Annotated in this window: 24 protein-coding genes and 2 tRNA genes; 10 read left to right on the top strand and 16 right to left on the bottom strand. The window is 59.7% G+C overall.

The genetic code is table 11. The features are described 5' to 3' along the window. Positions 1 to 17 precede the first annotated feature (17 nt). On the top strand, positions 18 to 1,409 hold the full coding sequence (locus tag V6R85_RS22855) for a cytochrome P450 (protein WP_111834426.1): 1,392 nt from the start codon (positions 18 to 20) through the stop codon (positions 1,407 to 1,409). Positions 1,410 to 1,464: 55 nt separating this feature from the next. On the opposite strand, the gene V6R85_RS22850 is transcribed toward V6R85_RS22855, so the two are convergent. From V6R85_RS22850 to V6R85_RS22840, 3 genes are all read right to left on the bottom strand, one after another. Then, positions 1,465 to 1,668, bottom strand: a complete 204-nt coding sequence (locus V6R85_RS22850; protein WP_003502851.1) for a DUF3126 family protein — start codon at positions 1,666 to 1,668, stop codon at positions 1,465 to 1,467. Between the two features lie 141 nt (positions 1,669 to 1,809). After that, the gene (gene cysE, locus V6R85_RS22845; protein WP_003502853.1) at positions 1,810 to 2,634 is read right to left on the bottom strand and encodes a serine O-acetyltransferase; all 825 of its coding nucleotides are present in this window, start codon (positions 2,632 to 2,634) and stop codon (positions 1,810 to 1,812) included. Between the two features lie 142 nt (positions 2,635 to 2,776). Beyond that, positions 2,777 to 3,553, bottom strand: coding sequence for an alpha/beta fold hydrolase (locus V6R85_RS22840; RefSeq protein WP_111834532.1), 777 nt, complete (start codon positions 3,551 to 3,553; stop codon positions 2,777 to 2,779). Between the two features lie 170 nt (positions 3,554 to 3,723). Between V6R85_RS22840 and V6R85_RS22835 the strand changes: the two genes are divergently transcribed. Both V6R85_RS22835 and V6R85_RS22830 read left to right on the top strand, forming a co-directional pair. Beyond that, positions 3,724 to 3,969, top strand: coding sequence for a zinc-finger domain-containing protein (locus V6R85_RS22835; RefSeq protein ID WP_003502857.1), 246 nt, complete (start codon positions 3,724 to 3,726; stop codon positions 3,967 to 3,969). Positions 3,970 to 3,998: 29 nt separating this feature from the next. Further along, positions 3,999 to 5,180, top strand: coding sequence for an FAD-dependent monooxygenase (locus V6R85_RS22830; RefSeq protein WP_111834427.1), 1,182 nt, complete (start codon positions 3,999 to 4,001; stop codon positions 5,178 to 5,180). 18 nt (positions 5,181 to 5,198) lie between these two features. Here the strand turns inward: V6R85_RS22830 and V6R85_RS22825 are convergent, their stop codons facing one another. After that, positions 5,199 to 6,386 carry a cystathionine beta-lyase gene (locus V6R85_RS22825; protein WP_111834428.1) on the bottom strand — a complete coding sequence of 396 codons (1,188 nt, stop codon included), beginning with the start codon at positions 6,384 to 6,386 and terminating at the stop codon, positions 5,199 to 5,201. 376 nt (positions 6,387 to 6,762) lie between these two features. Here V6R85_RS22825 and V6R85_RS22820 point away from each other — a divergent pair, with 376 nt between their 5' ends. From V6R85_RS22820 to V6R85_RS22795, 6 genes are all read left to right on the top strand, one after another. Continuing rightward, entirely contained in the window at positions 6,763 to 7,785 is a 1,023-nt protein-coding gene (locus V6R85_RS22820; protein WP_003502863.1) for an amino acid ABC transporter substrate-binding protein, read from the top strand. Positions 7,786 to 7,894: 109 nt separating this feature from the next. After that, positions 7,895 to 9,091 carry an amino acid ABC transporter permease gene (locus tag V6R85_RS22815; protein WP_003502865.1) on the top strand — a complete coding sequence of 399 codons (1,197 nt, stop codon included), beginning with the start codon at positions 7,895 to 7,897 and terminating at the stop codon, positions 9,089 to 9,091. A gap of 2 nt (positions 9,092 to 9,093) precedes the next feature. Continuing rightward, positions 9,094 to 10,251: an amino acid ABC transporter permease gene (locus tag V6R85_RS22810; protein ID WP_003502867.1), complete on the top strand. Its 1,158-nt coding sequence runs from the start codon at positions 9,094 to 9,096 to the stop codon at positions 10,249 to 10,251. A gap of 11 nt (positions 10,252 to 10,262) precedes the next feature. After that, positions 10,263 to 11,036 carry an amino acid ABC transporter ATP-binding protein gene (locus V6R85_RS22805; RefSeq protein ID WP_111834429.1) on the top strand — a complete coding sequence of 258 codons (774 nt, stop codon included), beginning with the start codon at positions 10,263 to 10,265 and terminating at the stop codon, positions 11,034 to 11,036. 375 nt (positions 11,037 to 11,411) lie between these two features. Then, a tRNA-Glu gene (locus tag V6R85_RS22800) sits at positions 11,412 to 11,486 on the top strand. Positions 11,487 to 11,938: 452 nt separating this feature from the next. After that, positions 11,939 to 12,013 (top strand) — tRNA-Glu (locus tag V6R85_RS22795). A gap of 128 nt (positions 12,014 to 12,141) precedes the next feature. Here V6R85_RS22795 and recJ read toward each other — a convergent pair. The 5 genes from recJ to V6R85_RS22770 all read right to left on the bottom strand — a co-directional run bounded on the left by recJ (position 12,142) and on the right by V6R85_RS22770 (position 18,312). Continuing rightward, entirely contained in the window at positions 12,142 to 13,950 is a 1,809-nt protein-coding gene (gene recJ / locus V6R85_RS22790) for a single-stranded-DNA-specific exonuclease RecJ (protein ID WP_111834430.1), read from the bottom strand. A gap of 95 nt (positions 13,951 to 14,045) precedes the next feature. Beyond that, entirely contained in the window at positions 14,046 to 14,270 is a 225-nt protein-coding gene (locus V6R85_RS22785; protein WP_060725790.1) for a hypothetical protein, read from the bottom strand. Positions 14,271 to 14,457: 187 nt separating this feature from the next. Then, the gene (locus V6R85_RS22780; protein ID WP_020012584.1) at positions 14,458 to 15,768 is read right to left on the bottom strand and encodes a homoserine dehydrogenase; all 1,311 of its coding nucleotides are present in this window, start codon (positions 15,766 to 15,768) and stop codon (positions 14,458 to 14,460) included. A 61-nt stretch (positions 15,769 to 15,829) separates the two neighbouring features. Further along, positions 15,830 to 17,050: an LL-diaminopimelate aminotransferase gene (locus tag V6R85_RS22775; protein ID WP_003502876.1), complete on the bottom strand. Its 1,221-nt coding sequence runs from the start codon at positions 17,048 to 17,050 to the stop codon at positions 15,830 to 15,832. 302 nt (positions 17,051 to 17,352) lie between these two features. Further along, a complete protein-coding gene (locus V6R85_RS22770) occupies positions 17,353 to 18,312 on the bottom strand; it encodes a nucleoside hydrolase (protein ID WP_111834533.1) in 960 nt (319 codons plus the stop codon). A 181-nt stretch (positions 18,313 to 18,493) separates the two neighbouring features. Here V6R85_RS22770 and V6R85_RS22765 point away from each other — a divergent pair, with 181 nt between their 5' ends. Further along, positions 18,494 to 19,297: a TSUP family transporter gene (locus V6R85_RS22765; RefSeq protein WP_003502879.1), complete on the top strand. Its 804-nt coding sequence runs from the start codon at positions 18,494 to 18,496 to the stop codon at positions 19,295 to 19,297. 56 nt (positions 19,298 to 19,353) lie between these two features. Here the strand turns inward: V6R85_RS22765 and V6R85_RS22760 are convergent, their stop codons facing one another. The 7 genes from V6R85_RS22760 to V6R85_RS22730 all read right to left on the bottom strand — a co-directional run bounded on the left by V6R85_RS22760 (position 19,354) and on the right by V6R85_RS22730 (position 25,990). After that, positions 19,354 to 20,049 (bottom strand): hypothetical protein, encoded by a 696-nt coding sequence (locus V6R85_RS22760; protein ID WP_003502880.1) that lies wholly within the window; start codon positions 20,047 to 20,049, stop codon positions 19,354 to 19,356. 278 nt (positions 20,050 to 20,327) lie between these two features. Beyond that, positions 20,328 to 21,257: a lipid A biosynthesis lauroyl acyltransferase gene (locus tag V6R85_RS22755; protein WP_003502881.1), complete on the bottom strand. Its 930-nt coding sequence runs from the start codon at positions 21,255 to 21,257 to the stop codon at positions 20,328 to 20,330. A gap of 5 nt (positions 21,258 to 21,262) precedes the next feature. After that, positions 21,263 to 22,291, bottom strand: a complete 1,029-nt coding sequence (locus V6R85_RS22750) for a zinc-binding dehydrogenase (protein ID WP_020810302.1) — start codon at positions 22,289 to 22,291, stop codon at positions 21,263 to 21,265. Between the two features lie 145 nt (positions 22,292 to 22,436). Continuing rightward, positions 22,437 to 23,720 (bottom strand): beta-ketoacyl-ACP synthase, encoded by a 1,284-nt coding sequence (locus V6R85_RS22745; RefSeq protein ID WP_111834432.1) that lies wholly within the window; start codon positions 23,718 to 23,720, stop codon positions 22,437 to 22,439. Between the two features lie 11 nt (positions 23,721 to 23,731). After that, positions 23,732 to 24,928: a beta-ketoacyl-ACP synthase gene (locus tag V6R85_RS22740; protein WP_107675573.1), complete on the bottom strand. Its 1,197-nt coding sequence runs from the start codon at positions 24,926 to 24,928 to the stop codon at positions 23,732 to 23,734. 208 nt (positions 24,929 to 25,136) lie between these two features. After that, a complete protein-coding gene (locus V6R85_RS22735) occupies positions 25,137 to 25,616 on the bottom strand; it encodes a 3-hydroxyacyl-ACP dehydratase FabZ family protein (protein WP_099085397.1) in 480 nt (159 codons plus the stop codon). 89 nt (positions 25,617 to 25,705) lie between these two features. Continuing rightward, positions 25,706 to 25,990 (bottom strand): acyl carrier protein, encoded by a 285-nt coding sequence (locus V6R85_RS22730; protein WP_003495848.1) that lies wholly within the window; start codon positions 25,988 to 25,990, stop codon positions 25,706 to 25,708. Between the last annotated feature and the right edge of the window lie 47 nt (positions 25,991 to 26,037).

The following is a 26,037-nucleotide window of genomic DNA, read 5'->3' as shown; positions in this document are numbered from 1 at the left end:
GGACAAAGGACCTGTAAATGACCGGCACCGACATTCGCACCGCCTCCCCCGATACGCCCGGAACCGCTCCCGTCTCCAAATTCGCGACGGTACGCGTCGCCCTGTCGCTCATCCGCAATCCGTTGAAGGCTCTGCCGCCGGAAATTTTCAGCGAGCCGGCGGTCTTTACGCGCCTTGGCGGTGTCATGCGGGTTCATCTTGCCGACCCCGCACTTATTCATGAAGCTCTGGTCAAGAACGCCCATCTGCTCGGCAAGGGCGAAGATGTACGCCGCGCCCTCGGCCCCGCACTCGGCCAGGGCCTGCTGACGGCCGACGGCGATCACTGGAAGTGGCAAAGGCAATCCGTCGCCGCGGCCTTTCGGCACGAGAAGCTGCTGGAATTGCTACCGGTCATGATCGACGCCGCGCGTCGCACGCAAGGGCGCTGGCGCTCACCTGCCGGTGATATCGATATCGGCCATGAGATGATGCGGACGACGTTCGATATCATTGTCGAAACCATGATGTCCGGCGGCCATGGCATCGATATAGGACGTGTCGAGCAAAGCATCACCGATTATCTGAAACCCACGGGCTGGACCTTCGCGCTCGCCATGCTGGGCGCACCGGAATGGCTTCCGCATCCGGGCCGGCGCAAGGCCCGCGCGGCGGTCGGCTATCTTCGTTCCAGCCTTGCGACCGTCATTTCCGAAAGACGGCAGAATCCGATCGAAAGGAACGATCTGGTTTCCATGCTGCTCGAAGCGAAAGACCCGGAAACCGGACGCATGATGAGCGACACGGAAATCATCGACAATCTCCTGACCTTCATCACGGCCGGTCATGAAACCACGGCCCTCGGCCTTGCCTGGACTTTCCATCTGCTCTCCCAAAGCAGCGACGTGGAAAGCAAGGTCATCGACGAGATTGAAACCGCTACCGCCGGCGAACCGGTGGCGGCGGATCATATCGCCCGCCTGACCTATACCAGACAGGTATTTTCGGAAGCGATGCGGCTCTACCCGCCCGCCCCTGTCGTGACACGCACCGCATTGCAGGACTTCAGGCTCGGCGAACACGATATCCCGGCGGGCACCGTTCTTTATGTGCCGATCTACGCCGTCCACCGGCACACCACGCTGTGGGACGAACCCGACCGCTTCGACCCGTCACGTTTCGAACCCGAAAAGATCAAGGCGCGCCACCGCTACGCCTATATGCCCTTCGGCGCGGGCCCGCGCGTCTGCATCGGCAACGCCTTTGCCATGATGGAGGCTGTCGCAATCCTTGCCGTGCTTTTGCAGGACGTCCACCTCAAGAACAAAAGCCCGGCAAATACGGAGCCGCTGATGCGGGTCACCTTGCGGCCGGAAAACCGCCTGATGATGCAGGTGAGCCCGCGACAAAACAAATCGCCCGCGGCGTAACCACCGCGGGCGACTGATTTAGTGCGAAACTCCATCCGTCACCGAATGGTGACGATCAGAGATCGACGTCGAGGATCGCCATGGAGAAGTTGTAGGAACGGTCGCCGTCTTCGTCATCGATATAAACGACGCCGAGAAACTCTTCGCCAAGATACACTTCGGCGGAATCGTCCTTGCGCGGACGCGCCTTCACAATCATCTTTTCATTGAAGGTGCGCTTGAAATAGGCGTCGAGTTTTTTGATTTCGTCGGCTTTCACCACTATTCTCCTGTGCGGTTCGCGTTGAGCCGCTTTTGGCATGGGACAAAGGCCAAAGTAAAGTGAAAGCGGCAAGTCATCCGCGTCTTCCACACGGACGACCGTGAAAATGCCGGCCCCATCAGAGCGCGACAGGGCCGGTCAGATATCGGCTCCGATAAGCTGGTCCATCAGGCGCGAGGGCTCCGAACACCCTGCTTCTCCCACCACGCGCGCCGGCACGCCGGCAACGGTAGTCTTCGGCGGAACCGGCTTCAGCACCACCGAACCGGCGGCGATGCGCGAGCAGCTGCCGATTTCGATATTGCCGAGGATTTTCGCCCCCGCCCCGATCATCACGCCATTGGCGATCTTCGGGTGGCGATCCGCCCCCTCCTTGCCGGTGCCGCCAAGTGTGACGCCATGCAGGATGGAGACGTTGTCACCGATGACGGCCGTCTCGCCGACCACCAGCCCGGTGGCATGGTCGAGGAAGATGCCCTTGCCGATGCGCGCGGCCGGATTGATATCGGTCTGGAAGATGCTCGATGAGCGGCTTTGCAGATAAAGCGCCAGATCCCTGCGGCCCTTTTGCAGCAGCCAATGGGCAAGGCGATGGGTCTGGATGGCCTGGAACCCCTTGAAATAGAGGAGCGGCTCCATGAAGCGCGTGCAGGCCGGATCACGGTCGTAAACGGCCTGGATATCGACGCGCAGCACGCTTCCCCATTCCGGCCAGTCATCCAGCATATCCTGGAAGGTCTGGCGCAGAAGCACGGCCTGCATGTCGGGATGATCGAGGAGTTCACAGATACGGTAGATCACACATTCTTCGAGAGACCGGTGATTGAGGATCGTCGAATAAAGGAAGGCCGAAAGCAGCGGATCCTGTGCCGCGGCGCTACGCGCCTCATGCAGCAGGCTGCCCCAGATCGGATCGACGATCGCCAGCTGTTCGGGCTGACGGGCCTCGGTACGTGCGACCATGAATGGTCTCCTCGTTTGCAGTAGTCGTTCTTTATACAGAAAAAGACGTGCATTAGAAATGGGATTCGAATGACGACTTTAAAGGCGGCAAGGCTTCAGTTTTTCTTCATGCAGCATGAAAAACCGTTTCTTGCCATCACGCTCATAGCGAGCGGTAAAATTCCAGCACCGCCGCCTTGAACACCCGGTCGCCGACAGCCAGCATGTGGTCGCGGCCGGGAATATCGATTGCCCGCGCATGCGGCATGATCGCCGCAAGCTCCGCGCCGGATCCGGCGATGTCGTCTTTCGTTCCGACTGCGATCAGCGTCGGGGCGTCGATCTTTTCCGCCTGTTCGCGCGTGACGAGAACCCGCGATGTCTCGATGCAGGCGGCCAGCGCCAGCCGGTCGCTTTTCGTCTGGTCGGCAAAGGCGCGGAACATACGGCCGCGCTCGTGCGTCACGACATCGAGCGAAGGTGCCAGAAGCGCCTCGGCAATCGGATCCCAGTCGCCGACACCCTCGACCATGCCGATGCCGAGCCCGCCGAAGACCAGCGAACGCACACGCTCAGGATGGGCCATGGCAAGGAAGGCGGAAATGCGCGCGCCCATGGAATATCCTATCACATGGGCTTCGGCGATGCCGAGATGATTGAGCAGCGCCACCGCATCGCCGGCCATGACAGGCGGATAATAGGCTTCCGGATCATGCGGCTTGTCGCTTGCGCCATGGCCACGATTGTCAATGGCGATCACCCGGTAACCCGCTTCACCCAGCGTCTTCAGCCAGCCGGGATGCACCCAGTTGACATTGGCGCTGGAGGCAAAGCCGTGGATCAGCAAAACCGGATCGCCCGCCGGATTACCCTCGTCGAAATAGGCAAGGCGAAGGCCGTCATGGGAAAAATCGGAAAACTGCGGCGTGTTGAGATTCATCAAGGACATCCTTTTTGCCGGACCATATGGCAGGAATTAGCAATGTTGAACATGTTTTGCTGACGATTTTTATGGAGATGCAATGCGTTTGAGGCTACATATCCGCAACGACGAGCCGATGCGCGAAAACCAGCGGCGGCTCGATAACGATGTTGCATTTGGAGACGAACATGGCCGGCCATTCCATTCCCCACTTCCAGAACGATGGCGGACACCGCATGATCGAGATCGGCGTCAAGGAATTCATGTGCACCGGCGCTTCCGTGCCTTTCGATCATCCGCATATCTTCATCGATATGGGCGACGACAATGAGAAGGTCTGTTCCTACTGCTCGACCCTTTATCGCTACAATCCGTCGCTGAAGGCAGAGCAGACCAATCCTCCGGGCTGCGTCTTCCATGTGAAGGCTGCCTGACCTTCCACCTTTTCTGATCGGGGCGCACCATGCCCATAAAATCCGTAGCCATTGTCGGTGCCGGCATTGCCGGTCTCACCGCTGCCCTTTCTTTTGCCCGGCACGGTATCGACTGTGACATCATCGAACAGGCCGGCGAACTGGCGGAAGTTGGCGCCGGCCTGCAGCTTTCCCCCAATGCCGCCCGCATTCTCGCCACGCTCGGGGTACTGCCTGATATCGAGGCGCGCTGGACCGAACCTCTCAGCGTCGAACTCGCCTCCGGAAAATCGCTTGCCACGCTGCTCTCCCTGCCGATGGGCGCGGTGGCCCGCAGCCGCTGGGGCGCACCCTATGGCGTGCTGCACCGCTCGACGCTGCAAAACGCACTTCTCCAGGCGGTGATACGCAACCCGCTTTGCCGCCTGCATCTCGGAAAACGCATCGAAAATGCGACAGCGGATATCATTGCCGCAACCACTTTCCGCGACCATGATCTGATGGTCGGCGCGGATGGCGTCTGGTCGGCGGCCCGCTTCGCCGTGCCTTCCGCTCCCACCGCCACCTTCTCCGGCAATGTGGCCTGGCGCTTCACGGTCACGGCAAATGACGTGCCGTCAGCCATCAACAAAAGCGCCGTCACGGCCTATCTCGGCTCGGGCGGCCATATCGTCGCCTATCCGCTGAAGGAAATCGGCGGCTTCAACATCGTCGCCATCGCGCTCGGCGCCGACCCCGGCGCGACATGGCGGGCGGAATCGAGCGGACGGCAGAAAGCCCTCTTGCTGGAACAGTTTCGCGGCTTCAGCCCTGACATCGTCCGATTGCTTGATTCGTCTGAAAACCCGACTTTCTGGCCGCTCTATCAGGCTGGCTCCGGCCGCTGGCACAACGGCCGTGACACGGTGCTGATCGGCGACGCGGCGCACGCCATGATGCCGTTCGCCGCCCAGGGCGCGGCCATGGCGATCGAGGATGCGTTTGAACTTGCGGGAACCATGGCAGGCAGCAACGCCGGAGCCCCGCCGCCCGTGCCGCAGGCCCTTGCCGCTTTCGAGGCCCTGCGCCTGCCGCGCATAGAAAAGGCCCGCAAGCGGGCCTCTCTCAATCGTTTTGCCTATCATGCCAGAGGCCCGGTCCGCACCGCGCGGGACTTCGTGTTTTCCACACGTCCGACGGAAGCCTTCCTGAAGGACTTCGACTGGCTCTACGGTTATCACGCAAAGGGCTGAAGGGTGCGGGGTCTGAAATCAGACTCCGGCGGCAGCCGCGAACCCGGCTTCGAGGTCCTTCTGGAGATCGGCGACATCCTCGAGCCCGATCTGCAGGCGGATGACCGGCCCTTCGGAGGGGCCCTTGGCGATGGTCCTGTCGACAAGCGACACCGAAACAGCAAGCGATTCGTATCCGCCCCAGGAATAGCCGAGCCCGAAGAACGTCAGCGCATCAAGGAAGGCAGCCGCCGTCTGCTTGTATTTGCCCTCTTCCGCCTTCAGCACGAAGGAGAAGACACCGCTTGCGCCCTTGAAATCGCGCTTCCAGAGTTCGTGCCCGGCAAAGCTCGGCAAGGCCGGATGCAGCACACGAATGACGTCGTCACGGCTCTCCAGCCATGTGGCGATTTCAAGCGCGCTTTTCTGATGATGCGCCAGCCGGATTCCCATGGTGCGCATGCCGCGCAGGATCTGATAGGCATCGTCAGAGGTGACGCAGATGCCAAGATTGGTATTGGCCTGATAAAGCGTCTTCCAATGCTTTTCATTGGCCGAGACGAAACCCATCAGCACGTCCGAATGACCCGAAGGATATTTGGTGGCGGCGTGAATGGAGACATCGACGCCGAAATCGAGCGGCCTGAAATAAAGCGGCGTCGCCCAGGTATTGTCCATCGTCACCACACAATTATGCCTGTGGGCGATCTCGGTGATCAGCCGGACATCCTGAATGTCGAAGGTATTGGAGCCCGGCGCTTCCAGATGCACGAGTTTGGTATTCGGACGGATCAGCGCCTCGATGCCCGTGCCGATTGCCGGGTCGTAATATTCCACCTCGACGCCGAGCTTCCGCAGCATCATGTTGCAGAAGCGGCGCGTGGGATAATAGACGGAATCGACAATCAACGCATGATCGCCGGCGCCGAGATAGGCGAGGAACGGCACGGTAATCGCCGCAAGGCCCGACGGCACGAGAATGGTTCCGGCAGACCCTTCCAGCTCATCGACGAGACTGCACAGCGCATCGGTCGTCGGCGTGCCATGGGTGCCATAGGTGTATTTCTGGTTTTCGGTCGAAAGCGTCTCGGCATCGGGGAAAAGCACTGTAGAGCCACGCACGATGGGCGGATTGACGAAACCGAAGCAGTCCGCGGGATCGTTGCCGCCGTGGGTCAGGCGCGTATTCACACCTGCGGCGGAAAGCAGGTCATTTGTCTTGGTCATTTCAGATCAGCTTTCGAAGGAACATTGACGCGTGCGACAATGCTAAGAGCGGACCGCAAGGTCAAGTCCCGCAGGGTTCTGTCAAACAGGGTGAATTGATCCGCCGAGAGCGAGCATACAACAAGTATACAAATACTGTGCAAGTTCAAATTTTCGCAAAAATATGCTTATATTTTCACCCTTTGCACACTTCCCGACCAAAATTTGGAAAATTCCGTTTTATAGGCACAATTATTGCCCGCACGTCTTGACCCCGCTGCCAATTGCGATTGTGATAGAAAAAGCGGATCGAAAAGGTCTCGCTGAAGGGGGAGCTGGGGCAAGACAATATGCCGGTCCTCTTCCAAGTGACGATAACAAACAAAGGTTGGGAAAAATGAAAAAGGCAATTCTGTCAGCCGCCATCGGCGCAGCAGTTTTGGGAGGAGCCTCGGTCGCTTCGGCTGCGACGCTTCAGGATGTGAAGGGCAAGGGTTTCGTCACCTGCGGCGTCAGCGCCGGCATTCCGGGATTTTCCAATCCCGATGACAAGGGCGAATGGTCCGGTATCGACGTGGACTATTGCCGTGGTATTGCCACTGCGGTTTTCGGCGATCCTTCCAAGGCCAAGTTCGTCGCCCTTTCGAGCAAGGACCGTTTCCCGGCTCTCCAGTCCGGTGAAGTCGATGTTCTGACCCGTAACACCACCTGGACGATCAGCCGCGACACGTCGCTCGGCTTCAACTTCCGTACCGTCAACTATTATGACGGCCAGGGTTTCATCGCCAAGAAGGGCTTGAATGTTAAGTCCGCGCTCGAGCTTTCCGGCGCCGCCGTCTGCGTTCAGACCGGCACGACCACCGAGCTCAATCTCGCCGACTACTTCAAGACCAACAATCTGCAGTACAACCCGGTCGTTTTCGAAAAGGAAGCCGACGCAACCTCCGCCTATGATTCCGGCCGTTGCGACGTCTACACCACCGACCAGTCCGGTCTTTACGCCATCCGCCTCAAGCTGAAGAACCCGGACGACAACATCGTTCTGCCTGAGGTCATCTCCAAGGAGCCGCTTGGACCGGCCGTTCGCCAGGGCGACGACCAGTGGTTCGACATCGTGACCTGGGTTCACTACGCCATGGTCAATGCCGAAGAACTGGGCATCACCTCGAAAAACGTCGATGAGCAGAAGACCAGCGCCAACCCTGATATCAAGCGCCTGCTCGGCACGGAAGAAGGCACCAAGATCGGTACCGATCTCGGCGTGACCAACGACTGGGCCTACAACATCATCAAGCTGGTGGGTAACTACGGCGAAGTCTTCGACCGCAACGTCGGTGCAGGCTCTCCGCTGAAGATCGAGCGCGGCCAGAACGCGCTGTGGACCAAGGGCGGCCTGCAATACGCACCGCCGGTCCGTTGATCGGCCCCATCATCGGCTAGATCATGACAGGAGGCTGGGCAATGCCCGGCCTCCATTTTAAAATTATATAAATAAGCTCGCAAAGAGCATATAAAAGGGAAAGGTGCCTATGGCAGGCAACGCGGTCAGTTCGCAACGATCGCGCGCGCAAAGCGCGTCGTCACTTATCTACGATCCACGCATACGCGGAATTTTCTATCAGGTCCTGACAGTCGTCATCCTGGCCGCCTTCGTCTGGATCATCGTGACGAATACGATCACCAATCTTCAACGGTCAAACATTTCGTCCGGCTTCGGATTCCTCAACGGAAGAGCCGGTTTTGATATCGGCCAGTCGCTGATCGCTTATACCAGCGACGCGACCTATGGCCGGGCTTTGCTCGTTGGCATTCTCAACACGATCCAGGTTGCGTTTTTTGGCATCATCGCCGCCTCGATCATCGGTTTCATCGTTGGTATCGCCCGGCTGTCCAGCAACTGGCTGATTTCGAAGCTCGCGCAGGCCTATGTGGAAATCTTCCGCAACATCCCGCCCCTGCTCGTCATCTTCTTCTGGTACAAGGGCGTCATCTCAGTCCTGCCGCAGGCGCGTGATTCGCTGGAGCTTCCGCTCGGAAGCTACCTCAACAATCGCGGTTTCTTCTTTCCGAAGCCCCTTTGGGGCGAAGGCACGTGGCTGATACCGCTCGCCCTTCTGGTCGCCATCGTCATCAGCTTTTTCATTTACCGCTGGGCAAAGGCGAGACAGGAAAAGACCGGTCAGCAGTTCCGCACCGGGATCACGGCTACACTTCTCATCATCGGCCTTCCGGCCGCGACATTTCTCGCGCTCGGCTCACCGCTGACCTTCGACTACCCGATTGCCGGGCGGTTCAACCTCTCGGGCGGCGCGGTCGTCGCACCTGAATTCATGTCGCTGTTTCTGGCGCTTTCCTTCTACACCGCCTCCTTCATCGCCGAGATCGTTCGCGGCGGCATCAAGGCCGTGGCGAAGGGCCAGACGGAAGCTGCGGATGCGCTCGGGCTTCGTTCCAGCACCACGACGCGCCTGATCGTCGTTCCGCAGGCGATGCGCATCATCATCCCACCGCTGACAAGTCAATATCTCAACCTGACCAAGAACTCCTCGCTTGCGGTCGCGGTCGGCTTCGCCGACATCGTCTCCGTCGGCGGCACGATCCTGAACCAGACGGGTCAGGCGGTCGAAGTCGTTGCGATCTGGCTGGTCATCTATCTCTCGCTGTCCCTGCTCACGGCCGTGGTCATGAACTGGTTCAACGCGAAAATGGCCCTGGTGGAGAGATGACGATGACAACAAGCAATCACGCTTTCGTGCGGCAGACCATCGAGGACGCCAGACCCGCGCCCTCGAGCGCCGTCGGCTTCGGTCACTGGCTGCGCACCAAACTCTTCGCCACCCCCAAGGACACGGTCCTGACGGTGATCGCCCTTGCCCTGCTCGCCTATCTGGTGCCGCCGGTCATCAAGTGGCTGTTCATTGACGCGGTGTGGACCGGCAGCGATCGTATCGCCTGCCTGACCGCTTCGCAGGGCGGCGCGCTGCCGGACGGCCAGTCCGGTGCGTGCTGGGCTTTCGTTTCGGCAAAGCTCGGACAATTCGTCTTCGGCCGCTATCCGATCGACGAACGCTGGCGTCCCATCCTCGTGATGGTGACGTTCGCCATCCTGCTGATACCGATGCTGATTCCAAAAGCGCCGTTCAAGCGCCTCAACGCGCTGGTGCTTTTCATCATCCTGCCCTTCATTGCGTTTTTCCTGCTCATCGGCGGCGTCTTCGGCCTGCCGAAGGTGGAAACGCAGCTGTGGGGCGGCCTGATGGTGACGCTCATCCTGTCCTTCTTCGGGATCACGGTGTCGCTCCCCTTCGGCATTCTCCTGGCGCTCGGCCGACGGTCGAACCTGCCGGTCATCAAGATGCTCTGCGTGCTCTTCATTGAAGTCATCAGAGGTATTCCTCTGATCACCGTCCTGTTCTTCGCCAGCATCATGTTGCCGCTGTTCCTTCCCGACGGCTGGACCTTCGACAAGTTCCTGCGAGCTCTGGTCGGCGTGTCGCTCTTCTCGTCCGCCTATATGGCGGAGGTGATCCGTGGCGGCTTGCAGGCCATCCCGAAGGGGCAATATGAAGGGGCAGACTCGCTCGGCCTGAACTATTGGCAGAAAACCCGGCTGATCGTGCTGCCGCAGGCGCTGAAGCTCGTTATTCCGGGCATCGTCAACACCTTCATCGGTCTTTTCAAGGACACGTCGCTGGTCTCGATCATCGGCATGTTTGACCTGCTTGGCATTGTCACACTCAACCAGTCGGATGCGAACTGGGCGACGCCCGTCACCGCCATGACTGGCTATATTTTCGCAGGCTTCGTATTCTGGATATTCTGCTTCGGCATGTCGCGTTATTCGCTGTTCATGGAACGGCACCTCGACACCGGGCATAAACGATAAGGGACGCTCAAATGGCAGAAACCCAAACAAAAAAACTGACCGTCTCGACAACGGACGTAGCGATCGAACTCATCGGCATGAACAAGTGGTATGGCGACTTCCACGTACTGCGCGACATCAACCTGAAGGTCATGAAAGGCGAGCGCATCGTCATCGCCGGTCCTTCGGGGTCGGGCAAGTCGACCATGATCCGCTGCATCAACCGGCTGGAAGAACATCAGTCGGGTACGATCAATGTCGATGGCATCGAGCTCACCAACGATCTGAAGAAGATCGACGAGGTGCGCCGCGAGGTTGGCATGGTGTTCCAGCACTTCAATCTCTTCCCGCATCTGACGATCCTCGAGAACTGCACGCTGGCGCCGATCTGGGTTCGCAAGATGCCCAAGAAGGAAGCCGAAGAAGTGGCGATGCACTATCTGAAGCGCGTCAAGATCCCCGAGCAGGCTCATAAATATCCCGGCCAGCTCTCCGGCGGCCAGCAGCAGCGCGTGGCGATTGCCCGTTCGCTCTGCATGAAGCCGAAGATCATGCTGTTCGACGAACCCACCTCGGCGCTTGACCCGGAAATGGTCAAGGAAGTGCTCGACACCATGGTCAGCCTTGCCGAAGACGGCATGACGATGCTGTGCGTGACCCACGAAATGGGCTTTGCCCGCCAGGTCGCAAACCGCGTCATCTTCATGGACCAGGGCCAGATCGTCGAACAGAATTCGCCTGCCGAATTCTTCGACAATCCACAGCACGAGCGCACCCGGCTGTTCCTCAGCCAGATTCTGCACTGAGAACTTTTGCCATCAACGCATCATCCAACGGGGCCGTTTCGGCCCCGTTTTTTATTGCAGAAACAGTGGCCACACCCAACGTCATCCTCGCCCCTGAGGCGAGGATGACGGCAAATATGTTCTACCTCATCACTGCCTCGCCGTTAGTTCCAATCAAGCCAACGCTTGTGCTGAGTCGTCGTTTCACAGCCCACATCCAAAGCAACAGGCCTCAAAAATAGCCACAGCCCGACCATTTAACCATTTGTTACGAAACAAGAATCCTTGTTTCTCAGGGCTTCTGGCGGTCCATGTCATTTTTTTGTCAAATCATGCATTTTTCCGCTTGCGGAGCAACGGGAGCCTGACTATAAGGGCGCCACACCACAAGCGCACGCGCCCTTCGTCTATCGGTTAGGACGTCAGATTTTCATTCTGAAAAGAGGGGTTCGACTCCCCTAGGGCGTGCCACTTGCCTTCGTGTTCTTCCTCTTCAAAAATATAAAGCAGCTTCACAGATCGCGAATTCGTCGCGCGTGATCGATGCGCCGGAACCGATTCCCGGTCGGCACGTTAGAGTGCTGTCCCCCCGATGGAAGGCAAGCCGGATGAAGCGCCAGCGGGCAAATCGACCGGCTTGCCTTTCCCCCCTTTAGACAAGTCATAGCGTCGGTTCTTTCCGGCGGGCGGCAGATGCCAGCTAAGGGTTGGGAAAAGCACCCCCCGGCCTTCCACGAGGCATGAAGGCATTACCGGCGCGCAGCGATAGCGGCGAAATTTCAAGGCCTTGGCCAGACCCGGCTCAGTTTTCCACAGCCCTTTCGGCTTCCATAAAAAAACTCGTCGTGAAGCGAAAAAAATCAATTTTTCCGCTTGCGGAGCAACGGGAGCCTGACTATAAGGGCGCCACACCACAAGCGCACGCGCCCTTCGTCTATCGGTTAGGACGTCAGATTTTCATTCTGAAAAGAGGGGTTCGACTCCCCTAGGGCGTGCCACTTGCTTCTCCATAAAAATCAGTAGTCTGCACGAAAATCTTCACGCATCGCGTAAAGACGCATTGGCGTGTCTCGGCCATTCGTCAGAGACAGTGTTCCCAAAATTCAGGGTAAGTTCCAAGGCCCCGTCAGGGCGCGAAAGCCGCGTCCAGAACGCGCAGCTGCACGCGCCTCTGGCCCTGCCACAGATCGGCGCCCACGGTGCCTGCGACGTGAATGTTCCTGCCGCGTGCATTCAGCAGCATCTGCCCCAGAGGCGCTTCTGCAGCGCGAAACGCGATACCGTCCAGCCGCGAGCCGTCCATGGCCTCCAGCGTGATCTTGACGTGAGCTGTACCCACGAGCCGCACGTCGCGCAGGCGATGCGCCGGCACGGCAAAGATCGGCTGCGAGTGGCCTGATCCGTAAGGACCGGCCTGCTCCAACTGGTCGACAAGCTGCAATGTCGCGCCCGAGGCGCCGATGGCGCCGTCGATCTTCAGCACGCTGCTTTCCACCAGCTCATTCACGGTCTTTGCGGCCGCCTCCTCGAAGAAGGTCCTGAGCTTGCCGAGATTGGCGCGCTCAACCGTCAGACCGGCCGCCATGGCATGCCCACCGCCCTTGACCAGCAAACCGGCCTCCACGGCGGCGCGCACCATGCGCCCCATATCGAAACCGTTGATCGAACGGCCGGAGCCGGTGCCCTTGCCCGAGGGATCAAAAGCAATGGCGAAAGCCGGGCGGCGGAAACGATCTTTCAGACGCGAGGCGAGCAGGCCGACAATGCCGGGATGCCAGTTCTCGCGCGCGGTGACGATGACGCCCGCACCCGAGCCGTCGCCATATTCGAACAGAGCCTCCGCTTCGGCTTCCGCGAGCATCACCGCTTCCATCGCCTGCCGCTCACGGTTCAGCTCATCCAGCCGCTCCGCGATCACCTCGGCCTGCGAGGAATCATCTATCGTCAGCAGTCGGCTGCCGAGTGCCGCATCACCGATGCGGCCGCCGGCATTGATGCGCGGCCCGATCAGGAAACCGAAATGATAGGGTGTGACAGGGCCACCAAGCCCCGCCTTCTTGAACAGAGCAGCGAGACCTGCATTGTTCATGTGGCGCGCGGCAATCAGCCCCTTGACCACATAGGCGCGGTTGAGGCCCTTCAGCGGCACCACATCACATACGGTGGCAAGCGCAACGATATCGAGAAGGGACAGCAGATCGAGTGTGAAGGCCTGCCGGTTCCGCCTGTCCTTCAATAGGCGCAGGGTGGCGACCAGCACGAGGAACACCACGCCTGCCGCACAGAGATGCCCCTGCCCCGAAAGATCGTCCTCGCGGTTGGGATTGACCAGCGCCACCGCCGGCGGCAGCTCCGTGCCGACCTGGTGGTGATCGATCACCACGACATCCGTTCCCGCGTCCTTGGCGGCCTGCAGCGATTCATGGCTGGTTGAGCCGCAATCGACCGTCACGATCAGCGTCGCGCCATTGGCAGCAAGCTGCTGCATCGCCGCCGGGTTCGGCCCGTAGCCCTCAAAAATACGGTCGGGAATATAGATTTCCGGCGTCAGACCGAAATGCGCGAGAAAGCGATACATCAGTGCGGAAGAGGCTGCACCGTCGACATCGTAATCCCCGAAGATCGCCACCTTCTCGCCGGTCTCGATAGCGCGTACCAGCCGCTCGGCGGCCTTCTCGCAATCGGTCAGCATATGCGGATCGGGCATCAGGGAGCGGATGGTCGGATCAAGGAATGCCAGGGCGTCATCGACACCCACCCCGCGTCCGGCAAGAACGCGTGCGATCAATTCGGGAATGGCGTGAATCTGGGACATGGCCAGCGCGCGGTTCTGCCCGGCCTGATCCAGCCGCGATACCCAGCGCTGTTCTGTCGCCGACCGCTCCACGCTTAAAAATGCGCGGGCCACGGTATCGGCCGGCTCCATCATTGCCATCCTGTCCATTCGTCCTGTCATGCGCCTGATCGCGCTCTTAAGACGGGCTAAATGGCGGTGGCGCGTTTTTCAAGCAAAAACGCGCATATGAGGTTTCACACCGAAAAAATCGAGAAAAATGGGCTGACGATCGAGACAGCGCCAACGAGCAGCAGCAGCGAGAAGACGGCGAGCGAACACCAGTTGCGCTCATGCTCCCCCATGTCGAATTCCATAGTGCGAATATTGTCATTGGCATTGTGAGGCCGCGCCCGGTGATGGGTCGCCGCAATGCCAGCGCGCTTATTGTCCTTGAACAGGATGATCGATGTCACGGCCACGCCTCCCTCGCTTGGTGAACAGGATTAACCATAGTGCCGAATCGCCTTGTTTTCCAGCGCTTCCGACGCCTTCCCCTCAAATTTTATGGGCGCCGGACCACCGGCGCTATACAGGCAGCCATACAACGAAAAACCGCGCCTCCATATGGAAGCGCGGCTCTCGGTGTCATCAAAATAATGAAGCGTCTCAGGTCCGCTCGATGCGGATGACCTGCGGCTCGCTGACGAGATATTTCTCGTTCTTGATCGCCTTTACCGCCTTGCGGATCGCATCTTCCATCGTCGCATGGGTGACAAGGATGATGGTCTGCGGCGCGCCTTCCACATGCACGCGCTGGCGCTGCACGATGGATTCCAGCGAGATGTTATTGTCAGCCATGCGGGTGGCGATGGAGGCGAAGACGCCCGCCTGGTCCTTCACCGTCAGGCGGATGAAATAACCGCCCTCATGGCTCTTCATCTTGGCGCGGCGATACTCCGACAGGGATTTCGCCGGACGGCCGAGGACAGGCACCTGCTGGGCGCCCGGACGGCTCTTGGCGATATCGGCAATGTCGCCCAGCACGGCGGAAGCCGTGGCGTTGCCGCCCGCACCCGGGCCGACCATCAGCAATTCGCCGAGAATGTCGGATTCGATCGCCACCGCATTGGTCACGCCGTCCACCTGGGCAATGACGGAATCGAGCGGCACCATGGTCGGATGCACGCGCTGCTCGATGCCGGATTCGGTCACCTGCGCCACGCCGAGAAGCTTGATGCGGTAACCGAGTTCGGCGGCCGCCTGAATGTCCTCGCTGGAGATATTGGTGATGCCTTCCAGATAGATGTCATCAGCCGAAATCTTGTTGCCGAAGGCAAGCGTGGTCAAAATGGCGAGCTTGTGAGCGGTGTCGTTGCCCTCGATATCGAAGGCCGGATCGGCTTCGGCATAGCCCAGCCGCTGCGCTTCCTTCAGACAGGCCTCGAAGGACAGCCCTTCCTTCTCCATCTTGGTCAGGATGTAATTGCAGGTGCCGTTCATGATGCCGTAGATGCGCGACACATGGTTGCCGGTCAGGGATTCGCGCAGCGCCTTGATGACGGGGATACCGCCGGCCACCGCCGCTTCGAAATTGAGAAGCGCCCCCTTGTCTTCGGCAATGGTCGCCAGTTCGACGCCATGCTTGGCCAGCAGCGCCTTGTTGGCTGTCACCACGTGGAGACCACGTGCGAGTGCGGCCCGCACCGCATTTTCCGCCTGGCCGGAAGCACCGCCGACCAGTTCGACGAAGACGTCGATATCGGCTTCGCTTGCCATCTGCTCCGGCGTGTCGAACCAGGTAATACCCTTGAGATCGATGCCGCGGTCGCGCGAACGGTCGCGCGCGCTCACCGCAATAATCTCAATCGCGCGTCCGCAGGTAATCGCAAGTTCGTTGCTTCTCTGCTGGAGGATGCGCACGAGCGAAGCGCCGACAGTGCCGAGCCCCGCTATGCCGATTCTCAATGAATCTGCCATGGGTATGTTCCTGATTTGTTGGTGATGGTGGCGGCCGAGGCCCGGCCGCCTTCGGTTGCCCTTATCTGTGGGCGTTAAGCGAAACGACGTTGTGCATCGTTTCGTCTGCGCTCGACAGGAAACGCTTCAGATTGCGCGCTGCCTGACGAATTCGGTGCTCGTTTTCCACGAGCGCGAGACGGACGTAATCATCGCCCATCTCGCCAAAGCCGATGCCGGGAGCAACGGCAATATCGGCCTTCTCGACCAGAAGCTTGGAGAATTCCAGGCTGCCGAGATGGCGGAACTTTTCCGGGATTTTCGCCCAGGCGAACATGGTCGCCGCCGGCGGCGGAACCTCGAAGCCGGCCTTGCCGAACGTGTCGACCATGACATCGCGACGGCGGCGATAGACATTGCGCACTTCGGCAATGTCAGAGCCGTCACCGTTCAGCGCATGCGTTGCCGCAACCTGGATCGGCGTGAAGGCGCCGTAGTCGAGATAGGACTTCACACGCGTCAGCGCCGCGATCAGCCGCTCGTTGCCGACGGCAAAGCCCATACGCCAGCCTGGCATGGAGAAGGTCTTCGACATGGAGGTGAATTCCACCGCAACGTCGATTGCACCGGGAACTTCCAGAACCGAAGGCGGCGGATTGTTGTCGTCGAAATAGATCTCCGAATAGGCAAGGTCGGACAACACAATGATCTCGTGCTTCTTCGCAAAGGCGATCACGTCCTTGTAGAAATCAAGCGAGGCGACATGCGCCGTCGGGTTCGACGGGTAGTTGACGATCAGCGCCAGCGGCTTCGGGATGGAGTGGCGCACGGCGCGCTCCAGCGGGCCAAAGAAACTGTCATCAGGCTCGACATTCATCGAACGGATAACACCGCCCGCCATCAGGAAACCGAAGGCATGGATCGGATAGGTCGGGTTCGGACACAGGATGACGTCGCCCGGCGCGGTGATGGCCTGCGCCATATTGGCGAAGCCTTCCTTGGAGCCGAGGGTCGCGACGACCTGCGTATCGGGGTTCAGCTTCACGCCGAAACGGCGGGCATAATAACCGGCCTGCGCGCGGCGAAGGCCTGGAATGCCCTTGGAGGAGGAATAACGATGGGTACGCGGATCCTGAACGACCTCGCAAAGCTTGTCGACGATCGCCTTGGGGGTCGGAAGGTCGGGATTGCCCATGCCGAGATCGATGATATCGGCCCCGGCCGCTCGCGCGCTCGCTTTCAAACGGTTGACCTGTTCGAAGACGTATTGCGGCAGACGCCGGACCTTATGAAACTCTTCCATCTCTTTCCTCATGGGAATGGACCGGTTCTTCCGGTCCATAACGAAGGTTCGTTTTTTGTTGTTAAACGCCGCCGACACGAACCGACCCGGCAGGCGTTATTCATTGTAGCGCAAAGCACGGGAAAACCTACAGGGGTTTTCTTGGCCCACGCCGCATAGCGGCCATCCGCCCGTCCTTCCGGCACGGCCTTTTCAGCCCCTCAGGCATGGCGGATCGCGCACTACGATCAGGGAACTTGCATAACGCCAGATTCTTGGAAAATGCAAGGCAAGCCATGCTCAAGAACAGCCATTCCCGCCCTTCAGCCGCGCTCCCCTGTCACAATTGCGGCACGGATGACCGAAAGCACGCGCTCCGGCTCGATATTTGTGCAGACGAGCTGGCTCGGATGCCCATCCCAGTCACCGGGCGGAAAGGCGCGGCCATCCGGCTTCTGGATCGTCTGGCCGTCGGCAAGCCCGCCGCAGACGACGCGTACCGGGCCGCTGCGGGTTTCAAAAAGCTCAGGCGCCACAAGATAGACGCAGGCGCAGCTGTCATGCACCACCATGCCGTCGCCGGTGCGGGTCTTGTAGAAATCGATGTAGAACTGCGACAGGTCCGAAAGCAGCTGCACCGGCTTGCCGCCGGCCTTTGCCATGTCAGCCATGAAGGCGCTGGTCATCACCGTTTTCATCGTCACATCGAGACCGACAACGATCACGCGCCAGGGCGCGGTGAAGACGAGATCGGCCGCTTCAGGATCGCCGTGAATATTAGCCTCGGCCGCCGGCGACACATTGCCGTTCATGTCGAAGGCGCCGCCCATGACGATCACTTCCTTCACCAGCGCCGCGAAGTCAGGTTCTTCGCTGAGCGCCAGCGCCAGATTGGTCATGCGACCGACGGCAATCAGCGTCACCTCACCGGGATTGGCCTTTACCGTCTCGATGATGAAACGATGTGCGGGGCGCGGGTCGAGCGGCAGATCGATGGCCTCAGGGATATCGATATCGCCGAGACCGTTTTCGCCATGGATGAAGGTCGGCCAGTGGCCTTCCTTGCGGGCGGGATCGAAGGTCACGCCGGCGCCCCTGGCGACCGGTGCTGTCATCTGCCATTCCCGCTTCAGGAAGAGCGCATTGCGGGTGGTGATATCAATGGGCGCATTGCCGAAAACGGTGGTAACGCCGATCAGATCGATATCGGGATGGCGGTGCAGGAACAGAAGCGCCATGGCGTCATCCACACCGGGGTCCGTATCGAATATCACTTTATGCATAATGCCCTCATCCATATGTCTCAAGCGCCATCCGTCCTTCCGGCGACGCGCCACGGAAACATAACGATAAGCGGCAACACCGCAATCCCCCTGCCCGCTGCTGAACGCACAGAAAGAGATTGCGCCGTGGCCCTTTCGGTGAAAGAAGAAGCCCTCTCCTTCGCCTGCCCGGACATTCCCAGTGCAAGACATCGCCCTCAACGTTTTTATCGTTCTCTTCTGCGTCGCCATCTTTGCCGGATTTATCGATTCCATCGCCGGTGGTGGCGGCCTCATCGTCATTCCCGCAATGATGATCATGGGCATCGCCCCACTCGATACGCTCGGCACGAACAAGCTGCAGGCGCAGTTCGGTTCCGCCTCTGCGACCCTTGCCTATGCCAGACGCGGCCATGTGAATCTCAAAGAACAATTGCCGATGGCGCTGATGGCCATGGCCGGCGGGATGCTCGGCGCGCTGACAGCCGCCTTCGTGCCGGCCGATCTCATGCGCGCCATCATGCCGTTCCTGTTGATTGCGATCGCGCTTTATTTTGCCTTCAAGCCGCAGCTCAGCGATGTCGACAGCCACCGCCGCATCACGCCCTTCGTGTTCGGGCTTGCGGTCGCGCCGCTGATCGGTTTTTACGACGGTGTTTTCGGCCCTGGCGCTGGGTCCTTCTACATGCTGGCCTTTGTGGGTCTTGCCGGTTTCGGAATGCTGAAGGCGACCGCCCACACGAAGCTTCTCAACCTCGGTTCGAATTTCGGCGGCTTTCTCGTCTTTGCAATGGGTGGCGCGGTTTTGTGGAAGCTCGGCCTGGCCATGGGGGTCGGCCAGTTCATCGGCGCGCAGATCGGATCCCGTTTCGCGATGAAAAACGGCGCAAAGATCATCCGCCCGCTGCTCGTCCTGTCATGCCTTGCCATGGCGACGAAGCTTCTTGTCGACGCATCGTCCGCCTGGTCGATCGCCACTGTCTGGGAAACCATATTCCCGAAATAAGGGATGGTGGAGCGCCTTTTCCCGTCATTCCGACAATGGGAAGGCGCCCTGCTGCCTCAGCCAGCGGCGCGGCGACGGCGATCGGCGATTTCGCGGATCACCACCATCGCACCTACGAGCTTGTAGGCGGACGAGTAGCACGGCGACATTTCCAGCGACTTGACGACCGTGCGGCCATTCTGATCTTCCGCATAGGTATATTTCGACGTATCGCCCTTGAAGCAATTGTCGAGCTTTTCCCTGAGATTGTTCTGGAACCGGTGAACGCCGACAAGTTCGGCGATATGGCAGCCGACAAGCCCTTCCGGGGCATTGCGCTGAAATGCATCGAGAGCATTGGCGAAGGAAACGCGGTAGCCAGGGGAAACGATCACCACCGGCTCGTCGAGATCGTTGAGCATATCCTCATCGAGGATCAGATGGCGGTGATGCCACTCCAGAGTGTCTTCGTCCTCGTCACCGACGACCTTCGCCTTTGACGGCATGCCGACGTAGCGATCGACAAGGGTGCGAAGAAGCTCGGAGTTGCGCTGCACGCAGCCAAGGTCTTCCGCCTCGTGGTTAAGGAGATCGATGGCAAAACGGAACTGCTCGCGGATATCTTCGGAGTTTTCTGTCTTGCGTCCGACAACCCGCTCGAGGAGCTGTTCCAGTTCACGTTCCAGCACGGCAATCTTGTCGGCTTCGTTTTTACCAACGGCAGATTGCAGTTCCGTATAACGCAGCCAGAACAACTCAATCAAATCTTTCAACCCAACTCTCCCTGAACGGGCATAACCCCGCTACCTATGCGAACGGATTAAGCCTTTATCCCCTGATTGTAGCGTCTTTGCGCTTAAAAATGACGTAACGAAACGCAGGAACGCCGCGAGGATTGTTGTTCAAAATATCACAGCAGCCGCTAATTTTTCAATTTCGATAATCCATGAACGAAAAATGAGGTTCCGCAAATATGGAAAAGTACCGAAACGCACGATTTTCCCGTCGAATTTCGTGAGAATCACCGAAAATCTGGCCGCACACGATCCCGTCAAATCTGATGCTTCACGTCCCAGCGGTCGTGATACCACAGCCATTGTCCGGGGTATTCGCGCACCCAGCTTTCCACCTTGTCGTTCAGAAGCTGCGCCGTCGCCTGAATATCGACATTGCCCTTCTCATCGCGCGGAATTTCAACCCTGGGCTCTATTTCCAGCCTGTAGCGATTATCCGGAAGACGCACGCAGCGGGCAGGATAAACATCGCAGTTGAACTGCCGCACCAGCTTGGCGAGAAGCGGATTGGTGCGAACCTCAAGGCCGAAAAATTTCGTCGTCAGCCCCTTGCCGAATTTCTGGTCGACGAGCACGCCCACGCCGCCACCCTTTTCCAGCTGTCGCGCCAGCGCGAAGGAAGAGCCGGCATGCGAGGGCACGAGATTACCCATGCGCTCCTTGCGGAAATTGAAAACCTTGTCAGCCACGAAGGGATTGTTGGGCGGCCGGAACAACACCGTCACATCGAGACCAAAAGCCGAGCCGGCAACCGGCAGCAGCTCGAAATTGCCGCTATGGGCGGTAAAGACGATGAAGGGTCGTGGATTGTCGCGCAGTTCGAGGAAGGTCGAGGTGCCCTCGACCTCGATGCGGCCCGGCTCGTTCTTTTCCGGATCGAAATCGAACAGCCGGTCGAGAAACACATATTCCGCCGCAAGCCGGCCCATATTGGCCCAGCTATCCATGGCGATCGCAAGCCGCTCTTCCTCTGACTTCTCCGGAAAGGCGCGTGCCAGATTATAAAGCATCAGCTTGTGGCGACCAGTCTTCGGCCCCACCCAGCGCGCCAGCCGGTCGGCGGCGCGAATGCCCGCATCGGCGGGGAAGAGCTTCAGCAGGTTGAGAAGGCCGAAGGCGAATGTCGCGATCAGCCACTGCCGGAAGTGGTCCAGTTTCAGGACGATCCGTGTCAGGAAAAGCTTCAAGACGGTCAATCCATCCGCAGAACGATTTTACCGAACACCTGACGCGTCTCCATACGTTCCAGCGCCCGGTCGATATCGTCGAAGGTGACTTCGGTGTCGATAACAGGATGCACGATGCCACGCGCCATCTTCTGCATGGCGTTGGCCATGTTTTCCATGCGGCAGCCGAACGAGCCGAGCAGCTTCAGCTGCTGCTGGAACAGCATCATCAGGTTGATATCGGTGGAGACACCAGACGTAGAACCGCAGGTGACGAGACGGCCGCCGCGCTTCAGCGAGAACATCGAGCCCGCCCAGGTGTCCTTGCCAACATGTTCGAATACAACGTCGACGCCCTTCTTTTTCGTCAGCTTGCGCACGACGCCTTCAAAACGGTCGGTCCGGTAGTTGATGACGTGGTCGGCGCCCAGAGCCTTCGCCCGTTCGATCTTGTCGTCGGAGCCGACGGTGGTGATGACGGTGCAGCCCATCTTCTTGGCAAGCTGGATCGCCGCTGTGCCGATGCCGGAACCGCCGGCATGCACGAGGATCGTCTCACCGGATTCGAGCTTGGCATTGTCGAACAGCATGTGCTCGACCGTGCCAAAGGTGACAGGCGCAAGGGCAGCCGCAACGGCATCGATGCCATGCGGCGCGGGCACGAGCTGACGGGCGGGAATATTGATCTTTTCCTGGGCAAAACCATCGAGATGGAAACCGTGAACGCCCTGCACATGTTCGCACAGATTGTCACGGCCTTCGCGGCAGGGTTTGCACAGCCCGCAGGTGCGCGCGCCATAGATTGCGACGAGCTGGCCGGGCAGCACGTTCGACACGCCCGGACCGATGGCTTCGACCACGCCGGAGGCTTCCGCACCGATGGTGAGCGGCATCTTGCGCTTGGCGAAAGCCATGCCGCGCCAGCCCCACACATCGATGTGGTTGAGCGCAACCGCCTTGACGCGCAGCGTCACCTCGCCCGGTGCCGGAGCATCCGGTTCGGGCAGGTCCACTTTTTCGAGCTTCCGGTCGTCCACGAGTTGAAGAGCGCGCATATATCAGTCCTTCGCCCGAGGGCGTTTATCTAAAGGGCTATTCCAGCAAACCTCTGTAACGGTTTTGCGGCCGGAATGCGTAATCAAAGAAGCGAGAGCGTTTTCGCAATTCAAGCGAAAACGCTCCTGTTAGTGGTGAAACCGGTCAGGCCGGTTCCCGCGTCATGACAAGGCTTGCATTCTGCCCGCCAAATCCGAAGGAGTTGGACAGAACCGCGCTCACCTGAGCATCCCGCTTCACATTCGGCACCACGTCGAGCGTGATGGTCGGATCGGGATTGTTGTAGTTGATTGTCGGCGGCAGGGTGCCGGTCAGCATGGTCTGCAGCGAAAACACCGCTTCCACAGCGCCTGCGGCGGTCAAGGTATGGCCGATCATCGACTTGTTGGACGACAGCGGGATATTCTTCAGGCCCTCGCCGAAGACGGCAAGCATGGAGCCATATTCCATCTTGTCGTTTTCCGGCGTCGAGGTGCCGTGGGCGTTGATATAACCGATATCGCTTTCGGCCACGCCCGCATCGGCAAGTGCCGCGCGGATCGTCGCGATCGCCGGGCCGCCATCGGGCGAAGAGCGTGTGCGGTGGAAGCTGTCGGCCTTTTCGCCGGCGCCCTTGATGATGCCGAGAACCTTGGCACCGCGTGCAACGGCGGCTTCGAGCGATTCCAGCACCAGCGTCGCCGCACCTTCGGCGATCACGAAACCGTCGCGGTCCTTGCTGAATGGCTTGGAGGCCTTTTCCGGCGGATCGTTCTGGGTCGAAAGCGCCGACAGCAAAGAGAAGCGGATCAGCGCTTCGGCGCTGACCGAACCGTCTGTCGCAACCGTCAGCGCCCGCTCGGTGCGGCCCTGGCGGATTGCTTCGACACCAAGCTGGATCGCGGTCGCGCCGGATGCACAGGCGGTCGAAAGCGTGACCGGCAGGCCGCGCGTGCCAAAACGGTTGGAAAGACGCTCGGAAATCGCGCCGAAAAGTGCTGCTTCCTGGAATGCCGGATCGGGACGCTGGCGGAAAGCCGTCAGGAACCGCTCATAGGCGTCACCCGGCTGGGCGGCCGGCGGCGACCGGTCGGCAAGCTCGAAACGGGCGCTCCATTCCGGCTCGATTGGCGGTGCTGCAAGAAACAGCGGACCGTCGAAATCACCTGATATACCGGCCTGCGCCAGAGCCTCGATGGTGGTCTCACGCGCAAAAGCATAGGAACGCTCGACCGAATTCGGAACCGGGATATCGATGAAATCCACCGTGCCGCTGATCCGCGTCGAAAGCCCCTCGGTCGGGAAACGGGTGATCTTGTGGATGCCCGATTTGCCTGATGTCAGCGCCGCCCAGTTATCGGCGAGCCCCTGCCCGAGCGACGTGATGATGCCCATGCCGGTCACGGCAACGATGGGACGACCGAGATGATCCTTGAAGTTGGAAGTCATGGTCTTTCTCCTCACACGTCACGGGACAGAACGGCGACACCTTCGCCGCGCACATGGCCGACGGTGGTGACGACGGCTTCGCTGGCCGCCTCGCCCATGGGTTTTTCCTCGGCCGCGTCGAAAGCCGGCACCTTCGCGCCGCTTTCAAGGGTCAGCGCCGCGAGCGCCAGCCCAAGCGGGAACTGCGCTTCCAGCCCGTGGCCGGTGATACCGCCGAAACCGCGGATGACAGCATTTGGCAGAGCCTTTTCGAGAATGTCCTTCTCGCGGGCCGTCACACCGTCATAACCGCTTGCGCCGGAGAAGATGACAGTGGCTGCGCCGTCCTTGGCAGGGGCAAGCAGACGCTCCATGCGCTTTTCCATCTTGCCTTCGTCACGGCTGCCGCGATCACCCTCGATGGCGTCGATGCGGGCATAGATGCGCGCGCCACGCTCGCTGGCGTGCTTGCGCGATTCCAGCACAAGGAACGCACCGAGAGAACCGGAAACCATGCCGCCGCCGTCCTGGTCACCACGCGACCAGAGCGGCTGCCAGCCGCCCTGCGCATGTGCACCGATGGCTTCAAACAGCAGGATCATGTCGGGACGTTCCGCAGAGAAAGCACCGCCCACCAGCGCGTGGCTCGATTCGCCGGAGCGAATGCGGTGGAATGCGGTTTCGACGGCGGAAATGCCCGCCGCTTCCTCGCCCATGAAAGTGCGGGAAGACCCGGTAACCTTGTGCACGATGGAGATGTTGCCGGCCATCAGGTTGGAAAGCTGGGCGAGAAACAGCGTCGGGCGCAGTTCCGTCGTCAGCTTCTCGTTGAGCAGCTTTTCGCGGTCATTGCGCTTCAGCGCCTCGTCGACGATCAGCGTATCGACATTGATGTCGCGCTCACCACCACCGGCGGCAACGATCATGTCCATTGTGGCGCAGGCTTCGGCATTTTCCTTCAGCCCGGCATCATCGAGCGCCAGACCGGCGGCAAAAACGCCAAGCCGCTGCCAGTTTTCCATCTGGCGCTGGTCGCCGCGCTTCGCAATCTGCGCGGACCAGTCGATCTCAGGCATGGGATGGACCGGATAGGGTTTGAATTTTTCGGTCTCGACAATCGTCGCCGGCGCGGCGGTTCCAGAAAGAAGCGCCACATGCGCCTGGCTGCCAACGCCGTGACAGGTCACGATGCCGACCCCTGTTATCACCACATCATTGTCAGATTTCATCGTCTGTCATCCTTTGCAGCCGGCCCCGCAGAAACGGTCACGGCTATCCACAGCGGTTGCGAACAACCACTTCATGCGTTGCGGAATAAAGCGCGCGATGCGGATTGGCAATGGTGAAGGCCCGATCCGCCGTCGCGAGCCCACGAATTTCGTGCGTCAAAACCGGGCCGACGGGAAAAACGCTCTCCTTCGAAACGGGTGGAAACGCTTATTTCTGCGCATCCGCGGCAATCGCCGCCATCAGGCCGACTTCTTCCGCCCGCTTCTTGACGATAGGCCCGAGCGGAATTTCGCTGAACGGCATGGTGCGCAATTTAAGCTGCGCGTCGCAGACCTTCTTGCCGTCCGAGGTGATTTTCGCCTTGGTGACGGCAAAACCGGAACCGTCATGCTCCAGCACGGCCTCGATGTCGAGAACCGCGCCCGGCTCCACGAAGGTGCGCATCTTGGCGCCGTCGACCGACATCAGGAACGGCATGGACGCAAAATCGCTGAAGGCCAGAACCAGCATGCCGGAAGCCTGCGCCATGGTTTCGATCAGCAGCACACCCGGAACCAGCGGCATGCCGGGGAAGTGACCTTCGAATACCGGGCTCTGGTCGGGAACGATCGACTGCGCCTTCAACGTGCGCGTCGCCATGTCCACGGCCTCGACCTTGTCGATCATCTGAAAATATTCAAGCAGCATCTGTCCGGCCCGTCTCTGGTCGGTTGCGACCCGCCTTTAAAGGCTGGGTCCAGAAAGAAAAATGCCCGCCTGAAGCGGGCATCGTTGCTTCAGCCCTTGGCTGCGCGCAATTCATCGATCTTGGCGCAGAGGTTCTTCAGCACGAAATATTCTTCGGTGGAAACCTTGCCTTCGTTGACTTCCTGCGTCCACTGCTCGAGCGGAATCTTGATGCCGAATTCCTTGTCGATCGCAAAAACGATATCAAGAAAGTCGAGGCTGTCGATGCCCAGATCGTCGATCGTGTGGCTCTCCGGCGTAATGGTTTCGCGGTCGATTTCGCTGGTTTCGGCGATAATGTCGGCAACCTTGTCGAATGTAGCTGTCACGCCCATAATCCTTATTGTCGTTCGTATGAATTATCCTGTCTGACGCACCACAT

It is taken from the genome of Agrobacterium sp. CCNWLW32 (assembly GCF_037083425.1).
Taxonomy (GTDB): domain Bacteria; phylum Pseudomonadota; class Alphaproteobacteria; order Rhizobiales; family Rhizobiaceae; genus Agrobacterium; species Agrobacterium radiobacter.
The sequence above is the reverse complement of the archived record's forward strand: the minus strand, read 5'-3'. Positions and strand labels throughout refer to the sequence as shown.